General features: G+C 60.3%; 14 protein-coding genes. 4 read left to right on the top strand and 10 right to left on the bottom strand.

The features are described 5' to 3' along the window. Window positions 1–14: 14 nt before the first annotated feature. The 8 genes from ABUK12_RS21290 to rppH form a co-directional block, all read right to left on the bottom strand. Window positions 15–374: a prepilin-type N-terminal cleavage/methylation domain-containing protein gene (locus tag ABUK12_RS21290; RefSeq protein ID WP_410013685.1), complete on the bottom strand. Its 360-nt coding sequence runs from the start codon at window positions 372–374 to the stop codon at window positions 15–17. A gap of 47 nt (window positions 375–421) precedes the next feature. Next, window positions 422–847, bottom strand: coding sequence for a DUF2509 family protein (locus tag ABUK12_RS21285; RefSeq protein ID WP_410013684.1), 426 nt, complete (start codon window positions 845–847; stop codon window positions 422–424). Beyond that, window positions 844–1,449 (bottom strand): hypothetical protein, encoded by a 606-nt coding sequence (locus ABUK12_RS21280; RefSeq protein WP_410013683.1) that lies wholly within the window; start codon window positions 1,447–1,449, stop codon window positions 844–846. The genes ABUK12_RS21285 and ABUK12_RS21280 overlap by 4 nt, the downstream gene beginning before the upstream one ends. Continuing rightward, complete coding sequence (locus tag ABUK12_RS21275) at window positions 1,407–1,904, bottom strand: prepilin-type N-terminal cleavage/methylation domain-containing protein (protein WP_410013682.1); 498 nt, start codon at window positions 1,902–1,904, stop codon at window positions 1,407–1,409. The genes ABUK12_RS21280 and ABUK12_RS21275 overlap by 43 nt, the downstream gene beginning before the upstream one ends. Window positions 1,905–2,101: 197 nt before the next feature. Next, on the bottom strand, window positions 2,102–2,896 hold the full coding sequence (gene thyA, locus ABUK12_RS21270) for a thymidylate synthase (protein WP_410013681.1): 795 nt from the start codon (window positions 2,894–2,896) through the stop codon (window positions 2,102–2,104). Window positions 2,897–2,902: 6 nt separating this feature from the next. Next, complete coding sequence (gene lgt / locus ABUK12_RS21265) at window positions 2,903–3,775, bottom strand: prolipoprotein diacylglyceryl transferase (protein ID WP_410013680.1); 873 nt, start codon at window positions 3,773–3,775, stop codon at window positions 2,903–2,905. Window positions 3,776–3,970: 195 nt separating this feature from the next. Then, window positions 3,971–6,220 (bottom strand): phosphoenolpyruvate--protein phosphotransferase, encoded by a 2,250-nt coding sequence (gene ptsP, locus ABUK12_RS21260; RefSeq protein WP_410013679.1) that lies wholly within the window; start codon window positions 6,218–6,220, stop codon window positions 3,971–3,973. A gap of 12 nt (window positions 6,221–6,232) precedes the next feature. Continuing rightward, complete coding sequence (gene rppH, locus ABUK12_RS21255; RefSeq protein ID WP_410013678.1) at window positions 6,233–6,760, bottom strand: RNA pyrophosphohydrolase; 528 nt, start codon at window positions 6,758–6,760, stop codon at window positions 6,233–6,235. A 690-nt stretch (window positions 6,761–7,450) separates the two neighbouring features. On the opposite strand from rppH, the gene mutH reads away from it, so the two are divergent. From mutH to ABUK12_RS21235, 4 genes are all read left to right on the top strand, one after another. Then, entirely contained in the window at window positions 7,451–8,143 is a 693-nt protein-coding gene (gene mutH, locus ABUK12_RS21250; RefSeq protein ID WP_410013677.1) for a DNA mismatch repair endonuclease MutH, read from the top strand. Between the two features lie 83 nt (window positions 8,144–8,226). Next, the gene (locus tag ABUK12_RS21245) at window positions 8,227–8,949 is read left to right on the top strand and encodes a TerC family protein (RefSeq protein ID WP_410013676.1); all 723 of its coding nucleotides are present in this window, start codon (window positions 8,227–8,229) and stop codon (window positions 8,947–8,949) included. 24 nt (window positions 8,950–8,973) lie between these two features. Beyond that, window positions 8,974–9,192 carry a YgdI/YgdR family lipoprotein gene (locus ABUK12_RS21240; RefSeq protein WP_410013675.1) on the top strand — a complete coding sequence of 73 codons (219 nt, stop codon included), beginning with the start codon at window positions 8,974–8,976 and terminating at the stop codon, window positions 9,190–9,192. Window positions 9,193–9,328: 136 nt separating this feature from the next. After that, a complete protein-coding gene (locus ABUK12_RS21235; protein ID WP_410013674.1) occupies window positions 9,329–10,369 on the top strand; it encodes an NADP(H)-dependent aldo-keto reductase in 1,041 nt (346 codons plus the stop codon). Window positions 10,370–10,415: 46 nt separating this feature from the next. Here the strand turns inward: ABUK12_RS21235 and lplT are convergent, their stop codons facing one another. Next, on the bottom strand, window positions 10,416–11,621 hold the full coding sequence (lplT, locus tag ABUK12_RS21230) for a lysophospholipid transporter LplT (protein WP_410013673.1): 1,206 nt from the start codon (window positions 11,619–11,621) through the stop codon (window positions 10,416–10,418). Continuing rightward, window positions 11,618–13,774 carry a bifunctional acyl-ACP--phospholipid O-acyltransferase/long-chain-fatty-acid--ACP ligase gene (gene aas / locus ABUK12_RS21225; protein ID WP_410013672.1) on the bottom strand — a complete coding sequence of 719 codons (2,157 nt, stop codon included), beginning with the start codon at window positions 13,772–13,774 and terminating at the stop codon, window positions 11,618–11,620. The genes lplT and aas overlap by 4 nt, the downstream gene beginning before the upstream one ends. Between the last annotated feature and the right edge of the window lie 2 nt (window positions 13,775–13,776).

Here is a 13,776-nt window from a genome sequence, read left to right as displayed (position 1 = left end):
AAAACAAGCGTTGATCATCCGCCATCGACGGTATCACCCCCACGTCGCTTCGCATCCACGGGCAAACAAAACCATTCGCACAGCGTTGCCCGTTGCCCGCGCGCGGTTGCGACCCCGGCACTGACCCGCGTACAGCCGCCGGCCAGCGGCTGTACGACGATATCGAGCCGCCAACCGGCGGGCAGGTCCATGCTGTCAGCCAGCCTGTCCCGCAGGCTTGGCAGGCGATATCCTTCCAACGCCTGGTGGCTGAGCGTCAACGCCTGGCGGTACTGGCGCACATCCTCCTGCCGGTTCGCCAGCCGCTGCAGATAGTGCAGCATAAACAGCGCCACCAGCGAAAACAACAGTACCGCCATTAATGCTTCCGGCATGCCGTGCCCCCGCTGATGATAGCTTTTCATTACACCTCGCAAAGGATTCAGCCCGGGTGGTAGTCCAGCCAGCCCGCGGGCAGCGGCGTCAGACGCCATGATGTTGCGCCGTCCCCCAACTGCCCCACAGGGCGCATCGCCACCACGCGGTACAGATACACCGGTTCGGCTACACCATCGCCGTGGCCGCGCAGTATCCATCTGCCGCCCGCCCCCGCCAGCAGGCAGGCCTGGAAATTTCCGCCCGGCGGCCGCAGGCATTGCCCGTCCTCCCCCCGCCAGCACTGGCCGGTTCCCCACGACAGCGCGGATTCGGCCTGATGAAAAGCGCTCAGGTAATGCTGTTCATCGGCAATCAACGCCAGGGAAGCATCCATAAAACGCTGCCACGCCGCCAGGGCCGCCATGCCGGTAAACAATACGGCCAGCAGCGCCGCCAGGGAGCCGCCGCCCCGCTGCGATTGAGTATTCATCCATTACGCCCGACAACGATCCGGCTGGTCCGATACCCGCCGCCGGGACGATCGCTTTGCACGCCATGCAGCGTGATCCGCCATGCATGGGCCGCCACCGGTTCAAACCTGAGCCGTGTTATCCGCAACTGCCGGGGATCGTGCATATTGGCCCAGCCCGCCTCGTCGCAATGCCTGACGCCGCGCTGGGTTTCCAAGGCGCCGCGATGCAAACGGTAGCCGAAGGTATCGTTGACGACGCGGCCTCCCGGCGTTCTGGCCCCGGTCGGATAAAAGGCGTAACTGACGATCAGGCAGGAATTTTCACGCTCGCCGCGTCGCTGCCCCAGCACGACGCCGGACCGTGCGCAGGGCGGCCGGCAATGACCGGCGCGGCGCAAATCTTTTTCCATGGCCAGCAGGCTGTAATCAATCTGCCGAACCAGCCTGGCCTGTTGCATGCCGCCGTGGCTGAGGCGATGCAATAGCGGCAACAGCCGCAGGCCGGCCAGCAGCAGCAGGGACACCACCGCCAGGGCGCCCAGGGTTTCCGCCAGGCCCGCCCCCCGCTGCGCCCGGTTTAGCACGGCCCGATCCCCGCCCAGCGGCCGTGCTCGCTGCACACCCTGACCCGCCCCTTGCCAGACAGGATAACCCTGATCCTGCCCGCCGGGTTGCTGAGCGTCAGGTGGGCCGGCGTGGCGGTATTGCGCAGTCCCGCCAGGGTAAGGTAGCCGGGCGTGGAAATTTCCAGCCGGATACTCCCGGCGGACGCCTGCCGCCGCAAGGTCATTGCCGGCGCCGGCATAGGGCGCGCCTGCGCGTCCCCACGCGCCTCCAGCGACCAGTCCAGGCCGGTTCGCACCCTGATGCGATAATGATGATTGCCCCAGGCGGCCCGGCACTGTAAACGCTGCATGAAATCCGCTATCTGGCGCGCCGCGTGTTCGAGCTGGGATTTATGCTGGTAATGCCGCCAGACAAACGTGCCCGACAGCGCCAGCATCGCCGTCAAGGCCAGCACCAGCATCATTTCAATCAGGGTATAGCCCCGCTGTGACAGGTTGGGAATTTTCATGCACCGCAGGATAGCGGCTATCCATCCCGCCGCGCTACCGGGTAAGACGCAAAGTGCGACGGGCTGTCGCATGGATTTAGGGGAGAGGTGCAAACAGACAAAATATTGCGGGGAGCATAACAAAACTATGGCGCCCCACGGCGCGGCAGGCCCGTTAACCTCCCGTGCAAAGCAGACGTGTTAACGGGCGCGCAATATCAGATTGCCACGGGCGCCTTGATTGGCGGATACGGGTCGTAACCCTGGATATCAAAATCCTCAAAACGGTAGTCGAACAGCGACGCGGGCTTACGCTTGATCACCAGGCGCGGCAGTTCACGCGGCGCGCGCGTCAGCTGCAGGTCGGCCTGCTCCAGATGATTGCTGTAAAGATGGGTATCGCCGCCGGTCCAGACAAAATCCCCCACCCGCAGGTCGCACTGCTGCGCCACCATATGCACCAGCAGCGCGTAGCTGGCGATATTAAACGGCAGGCCGAGGAAAATATCGCATGAGCGCTGGTAAAGCTGGCAGGACAGCGTACCGTCCGCGACATAAAACTGGAACAAGGCATGGCAAGGCGCCAGCGCCATCTGATCCAGCTCGCCCACATTCCAGGCGGAAACGATAATGCGCCGTGAGTCGGGGTCCTGGCGCAACTGCTCGATCACCCGGCTCAGCTGATCGATCCGGCGGCCATCCGCCGCGCCCCAGGCGCGCCATTGCTTACCGTACACCGGGCCGAGATTGCCGTCCTTATCCGCCCACTCGTCCCAAATGGACACATTGTGCTCATGCAGATAATCCACCTGGGTATCGCCGTTGAGAAACCACAGCAGCTCATAAATGATCGAGCGCAGATGGCAGCGTTTGGTGGTGACCAGCGGAAAACCCTGCTGCAGGTTAAAGCGCATCTGATGGCCGAAAATCGATAAGGTGCCGGTGCCGGTGCGATCGGCTTTCGGCGTGCCTTGATGCCGAACCAGGCGCATCAGTTCCAAATACTGTTTCATGTGACCTCAGGACAGTTGTTGCTGGGGGCGGCGGCGGTAGGCCCAGATAAACATAATCAGACCGGCGATAATCATCGGCAACGACAGGATTTGCCCCATGCTGATGGCATCGTCGAATAATCCGAGCTGCGCGTCGGGCTGGCGGAAAAACTCCACGATAATGCGAAACGCGCCGTACCCCATCAGAAACAGGCCGGAGACGCTGCCCAGCGGGCGCGGCTTGCGGATAAACACATTCAGGATGATAAACAGCACCACGCCTTCAAGCAGCAGCTCATAAATTTGCGAGGGATGGCGGGGCAATACGCCATACTGGTTAAACAGCGCCTGCCATTGCGGATGCGAAGGCAGCAGGGCCAGATCCTCGGCGCGCGAGCTGGGAAACAGCATCGCCCACGGGGTATCCGTCGTTACGCGCCCCCAAAGTTCGCCGTTGATAAAATTGCCCAGCCGGCCGGCGCCCAGGCCGAAGGGGATCATCGGGGCGATAAAATCCGCCACCTGGAAGAAATGGCGTTTGGTGCGGTGGGCAAACCACAGCATCACGATAATAACGCCCATCAGGCCGCCATGGAACGACATGCCGCCGTCCCATACCTTAAACAGATAAAGCGGATTCTCGAGGAACTGCGGCAGGTTATAGAACAGCACATAGCCGATGCGTCCGCCCAGGAACACGCCCAGGAACCCGGCATACAGCAGATTCTCCACTTCATCCTTGGTCCAGCCGCTGCCGGGCCGGTTGGCGCGGCGCACCGCCAGCCACATGGCAAAGACGAAACCGACCAGGTACATCAGGCCGTACCAATGGAGCGACACCGGTCCCACGGAAAAAATCACCGGGTCAAACTGCGGGAAGGCCAGATAATTCATTGTCATTCATCACCACGATTTAAGTCATTTTCACCGCGTCGATGCGACGGGGCGGCAGGCCGTTCGGTCACGAAAAAGCGTTGCGTCGCCGTGCGCCTGGTTCGTCCGATGGCGGCATATCATAGCATAGCGGCCTAATGTTCGCGGCGGGGCGACGGAAAATTTACGCGTTTTTAATATCGGGTTGCGCCGCCGGCCGTCCTACCTGCCGCCGCGGATAAGACCGCCCAGCCCGCGGCGCTCCAGAAACGCCGCCACCTGATGACGCACATCGATGGCATTTTGCGCGGTGAGCACCCGTTCCACCAGGGTAACGGCGTCGCCGAGCTCCACATTACGCAGCAGGTATTTGATGCGGGCGACGCTGCGTCCATTCATGCTGAGGGTGCGATAACCCATGCCGGCCAGCAGCAGCGCGCCCATGGGGTCGCCGGCCATTTCGCCGCACAGGCTGCAATCGAGCCCCAGCAGGCGGCACTCGGCGACGATTTTCACCAATACCTGCAGCATGGCCGGATGCAGGCTGTCGTACATGGCCGCCACCCGGGTATTGTTGCGATCCACCGCCAGCAGGTACTGGGTCAGGTCATTACTGCCCACCGAGACAAAATCCACCCGGTTGATCAACAGCGGCAACATAAACACCATGGCGGGCACTTCAATCATCACCCCGATGCGCAGCGGCGGCAGCGCGTACCCCAGCATGTCCTCCACCTCGCGCCCGGCCCGGTCGATAAGGCGCCGGGCCTCGTCGATTTCGTCGACGCTTGTGATCATCGGCAGCAGGATACTGAGATTACCGGTAGCCGCGTTGGCCCGCAGCATGGCGCGCACCTGGATGAGGAAAATTTCCGGTTGATCGAGCGTGATGCGGATACCGCGCCAGCCCAGGCAGGGATTTTCCTCATTAAGCGGCGCCATATAGGGCAGTTGCTTATCCGAGCCGACATCCAGCGTGCGCAGCGTCACCGGCTTGGCCGGGAACAGCTGCAACATGCCCTGGTATTGCGCGACCTGTTCATCCTCGGACGGAAATCCGCTTTGCAGCATAAACGGAATTTCGGTGCGGTAGAGGCCGACGCCGTCCACGCGATTGCCCAGACGCTGTTCATGTCCAGCGCTCAGGCCGGCGTTAAGCATCACCTGGATGCGCTCGCCGCTTTTCATGGTCGCCGGCTGTTCCACATCGTCTTCCGCCAGGCGGCTGAGCTGTTTTTCCTCGCTGATTAAACGCTGGTACTCTTGCACCAGCACCGGTTCGGGATCCACCAGCAGCTCGCCGCGATAACCGTCCACCACCAACAGCCGCTGGTTTAGCAGCGCCGGCTGGATATCGGCGCCCATAACGGTTGGGATGCCCATGGCCCGCACCAGGATGGCGGCATGGGAATTGGCGGCGCCGTCCCTGACCACCACGCCCACCATTTTGTCCTGCGGCATCTCGGCCAGCAGTGTGGCGCTCAGCTCATCGGCCACCAGGATAAAACGCGACGGCCAGGGCGTCTCGCCCTGGATGTTATCGCCCAGATGAAACAGCAGGCGTTGCCCGAGGGCGCGTAAATCGCCGGCGCGCTCGCGCATATAGCTGTCATTCAACTGCGCGAACTGCTCGGCGAACAGCTCGATAACTTGTTTTACCGCCCATTCGGCCATGGCGCCGGCATCGATTCGCGCAAACAGCTCACGCTTTAAGCGCGCGTCGTTAAGCAAATGGGAGTAAAGATCGAAAATCGCCGCGCTGTCTTTTTGCGCATTGGCGGTGAAACGCTTGCTAAAACGGCGGAACTCCGCCGCCGCTTCGCCGAGGGCGAGCGTCAGGCGCTCGCGCTCGCGCGCGCTGTCCAGCGACGAAGCTTGAAAAACCTGATCGAGCGAAGGCTGGCTGTTGTCCACCCACCCCTGGGCTATCGCCACGCCGGGGGCGGCGGCCAGCGCGCGGATGCGCGTCTGGCGGTATTGGCCGAACAGCGCGTTGAGCTGGGATTGCGACAAAATACCGGCCATTTGCGTGGCCAGCGTCACCATAAAGGATTCTTCGCTTTCGTCGAACTGCCGATGTTCGCGCTGCTGCACCACCAATACGCCCAGCAGTTGGCGGCGGTGGATAATCGGCACGCCGAGGAAGGAGCGGAAACGCTCTTCTTTTACCGCCGGAATGTACTGGAAGCTGGGATGGTTATGGGCATCGGCCAGGTTGATGGGCTCCGCCAGGCGGCCCACCAGCCCGACGATCCCCTGGTCGAAAGCCAGCGTGATGGTGCGCCCGCGCGGTTTTTGCAAACCACGCGTGGCCATCAGGTAGTAGCAGCGGCGATCGTTATCGGCCAGATAAACCGAACAGACTTCGGTATCCATCGCCAGACAGGTCTCATTGACCAGAATTTCCAGCGTATCCGACAGGCGCGGCGCGGCGGCGACCTTTTCAACGATTTCCCGCAAGCGCGTGAGCATATTCTGCGTGGCTTAACCCCTCTTCCGTCTGTAGCCTGGGAGAGTCCGTTGCACAGCGCTTTCCTGCAACGGCATGACAATAGTAGAAAACTCTTTCATTACCCGGCGGTAAACGTCCCGCTTAAAAGAAACCACCTGGCGCACCGGGTACCAGAAACTGACCCAGCGCCAGCCGTCGAACTCAGGGGTGCCCCCGCGCTGCATATTGATATCGGCGTCCGGGCACATGAGCTGCAGCAGGAACCATTTTTGCTTCTGGCCGATACAAACCGGCTTGGTGTCCCAGCGTACCAGACGCTTCGGCAGCTTGTAACGCAACCAGTTACGGGTGGAGGCCAGTATGCGCACATCCTTACGGCTCAGCCCGACCTCTTCGTACAGTTCACGGTACATGGCCTGTTCCGCGGTTTCGCCGGGATTAATGCCGCCCTGGGGAAACTGCCATGAGTGCTGCCCATATCTCCTGGCCCATACCACCTGCCCATCACGATTACAGATCACAATACCAACATTCGGGCGGTAGCCATCATCATCGATCACCGGACTACCTCGATTACATAAAATGCAAGATAGCCTGATTGTTTCACACTCGCTCAATACGGTAAACCACTGCTTTTAAGGAATGTCCGACTTCCTGGACGTCGAATGGCGTCCGGATGCGGCATGGTTATCAACAGCCGGGGATAACTGCCGGTGCTTTTATTCACTTTTTCTGTGGATAGGTATGTGCAGAACACTGGGTTAAAGAGGGAAAACTTTTCGCCGCGCGCCGGCTTTGCAAAACGCGCCGCGGGAAAACACAATGATTTTCAATCGCCTGTTGCCGGATCCCGCCGTGGGAACGATCGTGCGGGATCCGCCTGTCCACCGGTTGCGCGCGATGAGGTTAAAAAACAGACGATGATGATTTTATCCACAAATTATGCTGTAAAGCGCGGCGATATATGTACAAACCTGTAAAAAACAGGGGCGTCAAGGCTGTAAATAGTGACAGTAGTGCCAGTTTATTAGGTTTATCCCATACTTCTGTGGATAACATGGTGTAAGATCCTGTTCATTGTCGCCCGCTTCAGGTGTACAACCTCGGGCGCGCCGGCGGAAAAACGCGATCGACGCTTAAAAAAGAGTGTGAAATCATGCTATTATTTATGGTTGATGATTAAATGCCGATCCTGGGTCGGACGGCCCCGGCGGCCGATTAGTTTTTATACAGCACGCGGATAACTGTTTATGACCCTTCCCCTCATCGCCACACCGATCCTCCCGCCGGGGGACGAAATAGAGCTATTGGCGCGCGCCAGCGCCCTGGCGGGCTATAATCTGGGTGAACTGGCGGCGCACGCGGGCCTGGTAATGCCGGCCAACCTGAAACGTGATAAAGGCTGGATCGGCGTCTTGCTGGAACGTTACCTGGGCGCCAGCGCGGGCAGTAAACCCGAGCAGGATTTTGCCGCCATCGGGGTGGAACTGAAAACCATACCGGTCGACAGCCGCGGCCGCCCCCTGGAAACCACCTTTGTCTGTGTCGCGCCGCTGACCGGCAACAGCGGCGTCACCTGGGCGTCCAGCCATGTCAGGTATAAGCTGGCCAGGGTACTGTGGATACCGGTGGAAGGCGAACGCGCGATCCCGCTCACCCGGCGCCGTATCGGCACGCCGCTGCTGTGGAGTCCCAGCGCCGAGGAAGAATCGCTGTTGCAAAATGACTGGGAGGAATTAATGGATTTAATCGTACTCGGGCGCGTGGAACATATCACCGCGCGCCACGGCGAGGTGCTGCAGTTGAGGCCCAAGGCCGCCAATAGCCGGGCGCTGACCAGGGCAATCGGCGAATTCGGCCAGCCGATCATGACGTTACCGCGCGGGTTTTACCTGAAAAAGACCTTCACCGGGCCAATGCTGGCACGGCATTTCCTGATGTAAATGCATTTTACCTTGCCTGCTGCCCTTTGGACCTGTTTATAATATTCGTTTAAGCTTCGTTTACATTTAGGTAATGGATCACAATGTTTGATTGGATCGTGGATCCCGATGCGTGGCTGGCGCTGGGAACACTGACTGTTCTGGAAATCGTCCTTGGTATTGATAATATCATTTTTCTCTCCCTGGTCGTCGCCAAGCTGCCCGCGAGACAGCAAGCCAAAGCCCGCCGTCTGGGCCTGTTCGGCGCCATGGTCATGCGGCTTTGCCTGCTGGCGTCCATTTCGTGGGTGATTCGCCTTACCTACCCGTTGTTTACCGTTTTCGCGACCGAGGTATCGATCCGCGACCTGATATTACTGCTGGGAGGATTGTTCCTTATCTGGAAATCCTGCCGGGAGATCCACCAGGCGCTGGAAGGGGGCGAAGCCGATCAAAGCACCAATGTCAGTTCGTTTCTCGGCGCCATCACGCAAATCATGCTGCTGGATATTATCTTCAGCCTGGATTCGGTGATCACCGCCGTCGGCCTGTCCAATCACCTGTTTATCATGATGGCGGCGGTGGTGATCGCGGTGGGCGTGATGATGTTCGCCGCGCGGCCGATAGGAGAGTTCGTCGCCCGCCATCCCTCGGTCAAGATGCTGGCGCTGGCGTTCCTGATTTTAATCGGCTTTACCCTGATCCTCGAAAGCGTTGATATTCATGTACCTAAAGGCTACATTTATTTTGCGATGTTTTTCTCTATGGGCGTCGAGGCGCTGAACCTTCTCAGGAATAAGAAAGTCAGCCACGCCCGTCGTAATTGATCCAATGCTTAACATGGACATAACATGAATAAAAAAGTGGCAATCGTATCGGCGGTGTTATTCACCGTCATGCTATCGGGCTGCGCCAGTGATTATGTGATGGCGACCAAGGACGGCCGGATGATTTTGACCCAGGGCAAACCTAAACTGGATAAGTCCACCGGCCTGATTCGCTATACCGACGAGCAGGGCAATGATATGCAGATTAACGGTAATGAGGTATCGCAGATGATCGCGCGCTGAGCGTTCGGCGCCCTTGTCGGTTAAACATCCCCGCCCGCCCATTTTGCGCTTTTCCCCGCGCCCTGGCTTGGTTATAGTCTGATCGGGCGGCGCCTGTTGACGCCTGATCTTTTCAGACATTAAGGAACAAGCCTCAATGCATTATCACCGTATTCCCCATAGTTCACTAGAAGTCAGCGTTCTGGGATTGGGCACCATGACCTTTGGCGAGCAAAATACGCAGGCCGATGCCCATGCGCAGCTGGATCATGCCGTTGCCGCCGGGGTGAATCTGATCGACACGGCTGAAATGTATCCGGTGCCGCCGCGCCCCGAAACCCAGGGACTGACCGAAACCTATATCGGCAATTGGCTTAAGCAACGGGGCGGACGGGAAAAGGTGATCCTGGCCAGCAAAGTCGCCGGCCCCACGCGCGGCAATGACGCCGGCATCCGGCCCCAGCAGATACTGGATCGCAAGAATATCCGCATGGCGCTGGACGCCAGCCTGCAGCGGCTGGGCACCGATTATCTCGATCTCTACCAGGTGCACTGGCCGCAGCGCGCCACTAACTGCTTCGGCAAACTGAATTACCAGTACACCGACGAAAAACTGGCGGTAACCATACTCGAAACGCTGGAAGCGCTGGCCGAGCAGGTACGGGCGGGGAAAATCCGCTATCTCGGCATCTCCAACGAGACGCCCTGGGGCGCCATGCGTTATCTGCAGTTGGCGGAAAAGCACGATCTGCCGCGCATCGTCACGGTGCAGAATCCCTACAGCCTGTTGAACCGCAGTTTTGAAGTGGGCATGGCGGAAATCAGCCAGTTTGAAGGGCTGGAGCTGCTGGCCTATTCCAGCCTGGCCTTCGGCACGCTGACCGGTAAATACCTCAATGGCGCCAAACCGGCGGGCGCGCGCAATACGCTGTTCAGCCGCTTTACCCGCTACAGCGCGCCCCATACCCAGCAGGCGATTGCCGAATATGTGGCGCTGGCGCAGCGCTACGGCATTGACCCCGCGCAGATGGCGCTGGCGTTTGTGCGCCGGCAACCATTTGTGGCGTCTACCCTGCTGGGCGCCACTTCCCTGGAACAGTTACAGACCAATCTCGATAGCCTGGAACTGACGTTAAACGACGAGATTATCGCCGAACTGGAAAACATCCATCAGCGCTTTACCATCCCGGCGCCTTAACCCGCACGGAGCGGCGCTATCGGTCGCTCCGCGTGTCGTCACGGCTTCAGCCGGCGGTTTTGCCGGCGCGAGTGGTCAGCCACAGCAAGGCAATCGCCAGCGCGAATACGACGCCGAAGCCCACCCCGATAATCACGGCCGGCACGCCAAGCCTGACCACCAGCGAATACAGCCCCAGCATCAGCAGCATGGCGATATTCTCGCCGAAATTCTGCACCGCGATGGCATTGCCCGCGCCTACGCTCTCCTTGCCGCGCTGTTGCAGCAGCGCATTTAACGGCACGATAAAAAAGCCGCCCAGGATACCGATCAGCGCCAGCAGCAGATACGACGGCAACAAATGATGTTGCAGGCAAAGCGCCACCACCACCACGCCCATCAGGATGCCCGCCGGCATGCAGCGCCGTACCGTCTCAAGCGTGACCAGCCTGGCCGCGGCGCCGGCGCCGAACACGATGCCCACCGCCACCATGGCGTTGAGGGTGGTCGGCGTGGCGTTATCGTTAATGCCCAGCGCCACCGGCACCCAGAGCACCAGCAGGAAACGCAGGGTCACCCCGGCGCCCCAGAACAGGCTGGTGCCGATCAGGGAAAAGCGGGTGTAGCCGTCGCGCCAGAGCAGGCGGCAGGCGGTGCCGAAATGGCCCGCCATGCGCGCCGGATGCCAGGAGCTGTCCTTGCGCGCCGCGGGCAGGCGCGGGATAAACAGATTGGCCGCCACCGCCACGCCATAGGTCAGGGCGCAGACCGCCAGCGCCGTGATCAGATGCCAGTCGGCCAGTACCCCGCCGGCCACGGAACCGGTCAGGATGGCGGCAATGGTCGAGGCTTCGATCAGGCCGTTGGCCTTGACCAATTGCCCGCCCTGGGTCAATTCGCCCAGAATGCCGTATTTGGCCGGCGAGTAAGCCGCCGCGCCAATCCCCACCAGGCAATAACCGATAAACGGATTAAAACCGAAACAGATAAGCAGCGCGCCGGCAAGCTTCAGGGAATTAGCCGCCATCATCACCCGGCCCTTGGCGAAATTGTCGGCGAATTGGCCGACAAAGGGCGCCAGCACGATATAGGCGGCGACAAACAACATTTGCAGCACCGGCTGGCTCCACGCCGGATATTGCTGTTCCTTGATCAATGCAATGGTGGCGAACAGCAGCGCATTATCGCCAAACGCAGAAAAAAACTGCGCGGACATGACCGCCAGCATCGGTCGGGATAATACGCCCGCCGGAGTGGTTACAGATGGGTTCATCCCTGTGGCTCCGTGGCTTCCGCCATTTTTTTCAAGGCTACATAATCGGGCTTGCCGCTGCCGAGCAACGGCAGCGCGTCGAGGTGGCGGATATCCCGCGGCACGTAGATTTCGGCAATACCGTCCTGTCGGGCCTGCTGGAACAGCTTCTCCCGCGTCAGCGCGGCATCGGTGGTAAACAGCACCAGGCCCTCGCCCTTGGCTTTATCGTTTTTGGCGGATGCGCCGTGCCGTGCGTCCGGCGATACCTTCAGGGCCAGTTGCTCGACGCTTTCCAGGGACACCATTTCGCCGGCCAGCTTGGCAAAGCGTTTTACCCGGCCCTGGATGGCGCAAAATCCCTGGGCGTCCAGGGTGACGATATCGCCGGTGTCGTACCAGCCCTCTTCGCGCACCCCCTGTTCGTTGTCGGCCGCCGGCGTTTCCAGGATGCCGAGATGTTCCACCCGCAGGTAGCCGCGCATGATATTGGGCCCGCGCAGCTGCAGCCGCCCGCCTTGTTCAATGCCCGGCACCGCGATGATCCGCGCCTGCATGCCCGGCAGGATCTGGCCGACGGTATGAGGCTTCGCCGCCAGCGGAACATTGATCGCCACCACCGGCGCGCATTCCGTGACGCCATACCCCTCCAGAATGCGGATGCCGAACTTTTCCTGCCACAGCAAGCGGGTGTTTTCGGACAATTTTTCCGCCCCGGCGACCACATAACGCACCCGGGCGAAATCATACTGGTGGGCCAGACGGCCGTACTGCGCCAGGAAGGTGGAGGTGCCGAACAGCACGGTACAGTTCTGGTCGTAAACCAGCTCGGGAATAATGCGATAATGCAGCGGGCTCGGATAAAGCAGCACCCGCGCCCCGGTGAGCAGCGGGGTCAGCAAACCGACGGTGAGGCCGAACGCATGGAACAGCGGCAGCGCCGACATAAATTTGTCACGCGGGGTGAAATCGGCCACCGTGCGGATTTGCTCGATATTGGCCAGGATGCCGTCATGGGAATGGACCACGCCTTTCGGCGTGCCTTCCGAGCCGGAGGTAAACAGCACCAGCGCGCTGTCGCCGGGCTGTTGCGCCACCTCGGCCCGGTCCGGGAACAGTAAATGCCCAAGGATCCACAGCTTATCCCGCAGCGTCACCTGATCTTTCAGATCCTCCAGATAGACCCAGCGCGCCCCGGTGACCTGTTCCGGCAGGCCGGCCAGCTTGGCTTTGTCCAGGAACTGGCGGGAAGTGACGATAGTATTGATGGTGGCGGCTTTAAGCGCGTTGTTGATGCCGCTGGCGCCGGAGGTATAGTTCAGCAACGCGGGAATGCGTCCGCGCAGACCGGCGCCGAGGATAACGGCGGCGGTAATGGTGGCGTTGGGCAGCAGCAGGCCGACATGCTCGCCGCGGGCGGTAAAACGTTCGAGAATCCGGCTGACGCCGAAGATTTTTTTCAATAATCCGCGATAACTGTCCGGACTGAAGGCGATATCCTCGATGCAGGGCTTGCCGACGCCATAGCGCCGGGCCGCCGCCAGCAGCGCCTGATACAACGTCTGCCGGGGCCGGGAGGCCATGCGCGCCTCCATCATGATGCGATGCAGGTTCTCGCCGGCCAGCCGGCGGCGATCGCGCGCCCTGGGCGCCGCGGGCATCGGCAGGGACACCGGGGCCTGCAGATGAAGGGTGATTTTGGGAAACCAGTGGCGCTTGATGATGCCGCCCATGCGGCTGAACGGCGTCAGTTCCGGCCCATCCAGCCAGACCGGCACCACCGTTGCGCCCGAACGGGACGCAACGAACGCCGCCCCATCGTAGATTTTCATCAGCGACCCGGTGACCGAAATGCGCCCCTCGGGGAAGACCACAATCGGCCGGCCGCTGCCGACATACTTGATAAGCTGTTTAATACTGAGCGGCTTGGTGGGGTCGAGCGGCAGGATATCCACATAACGTTTTACCACGCGCATATACCATACGTCGGTAATCGTGGAATAAATGGCGAATACCGGTTTTACCGGCAAAAACAGCGCCAGCAGAATACCGTCCATAAACGAGACATGATTCGGGGTAATCATGATCTTCGGCTGCTGCAATACCCGCGTATCGCCAACCAGTTCCACCCGATAAAGCAGCCGGAACAGCCGGCGCAACACAGAAAAAAGCATAC

The organism is Sodalis sp. C49 (genome assembly GCF_046352915.1).
Lineage (GTDB): Bacteria > Pseudomonadota > Gammaproteobacteria > Enterobacterales > Enterobacteriaceae > Acerihabitans.
The sequence above is the reverse complement of the archived record's forward strand: the minus strand, read 5'-3'. Positions and strand labels throughout refer to the sequence as shown.

Coding starts and splice junctions, on each gene's coding strand:
- ABUK12_RS21290 (WP_410013685.1), bottom strand. CDS start 374: ATGCCGGAAGCATTAATGGCGGTACTGTTGTTTTCGCTGGTGGCGCTG.
- ABUK12_RS21285 (WP_410013684.1), bottom strand. CDS start 847: ATGAATACTCAATCGCAGCGGGGCGGCGGCTCCCTGGCGGCGCTGCTG.
- ABUK12_RS21275 (WP_410013682.1), bottom strand. CDS start 1,904: ATGAAAATTCCCAACCTGTCACAGCGGGGCTATACCCTGATTGAAATG.
- thyA (WP_410013681.1), bottom strand. CDS start 2,896: ATGAAACAGTATTTGGAACTGATGCGCCTGGTTCGGCATCAAGGCACG.
- lgt (WP_410013680.1), bottom strand. CDS start 3,775: ATGACAATGAATTATCTGGCCTTCCCGCAGTTTGACCCGGTGATTTTT.
- ptsP (WP_410013679.1), bottom strand. CDS start 6,220: ATGCTCACGCGCTTGCGGGAAATCGTTGAAAAGGTCGCCGCCGCGCCG.
- mutH (WP_410013677.1), top strand. CDS start 7,451: ATGACCCTTCCCCTCATCGCCACACCGATCCTCCCGCCGGGGGACGAA.
- ABUK12_RS21245 (WP_410013676.1), top strand. CDS start 8,227: ATGTTTGATTGGATCGTGGATCCCGATGCGTGGCTGGCGCTGGGAACA.
- ABUK12_RS21240 (WP_410013675.1), top strand. CDS start 8,974: ATGAATAAAAAAGTGGCAATCGTATCGGCGGTGTTATTCACCGTCATG.
- ABUK12_RS21235 (WP_410013674.1), top strand. CDS start 9,329: ATGCATTATCACCGTATTCCCCATAGTTCACTAGAAGTCAGCGTTCTG.
- lplT (WP_410013673.1), bottom strand. CDS start 11,621: ATGAACCCATCTGTAACCACTCCGGCGGGCGTATTATCCCGACCGATG.
- aas (WP_410013672.1), bottom strand. CDS start 13,774: ATGCTTTTTTCTGTGTTGCGCCGGCTGTTCCGGCTGCTTTATCGGGTG.